Here is a 214-nt window from a genome sequence, read left to right as displayed (position 1 = left end):
TGAGAGGCTTTTTACACTGTTTAGTTTTGAAAGAGTAATGATCCCAAGTGGATGATTCCTTTCATATTAGCGCATCAAGCGCGTTGTTGTACCTTGAAAACTAGATAGCAAGAAAAGCAAGGCAAAACATAGGTTAAGCTACAAAGAGCGCACGGTGGATGCCTTGGTGCTAGGAGCCGAAGAAGGACGGGACGAACACCGATATGCCTCGGGG

General features: G+C 45.8%; 1 rRNA gene. It reads left to right on the top strand.

The features are described from left to right. Nucleotides 1-131 precede the first annotated feature (131 nt). Nucleotides 132-214, top strand: a 23S ribosomal RNA gene (locus BEN26_RS13895); the annotation flags it as partial.

It is taken from the genome of Tepidibacillus sp. HK-1, from assembly GCF_001748485.2.
In the GTDB taxonomy this organism is placed as follows: Bacteria; Bacillota; Bacilli; order Tepidibacillales; family Tepidibacillaceae; genus Tepidibacillus_B; species Tepidibacillus_B infernus.
The sequence above is the reverse complement of the archived record's forward strand: the minus strand, read 5'-3'. Positions and strand labels throughout refer to the sequence as shown.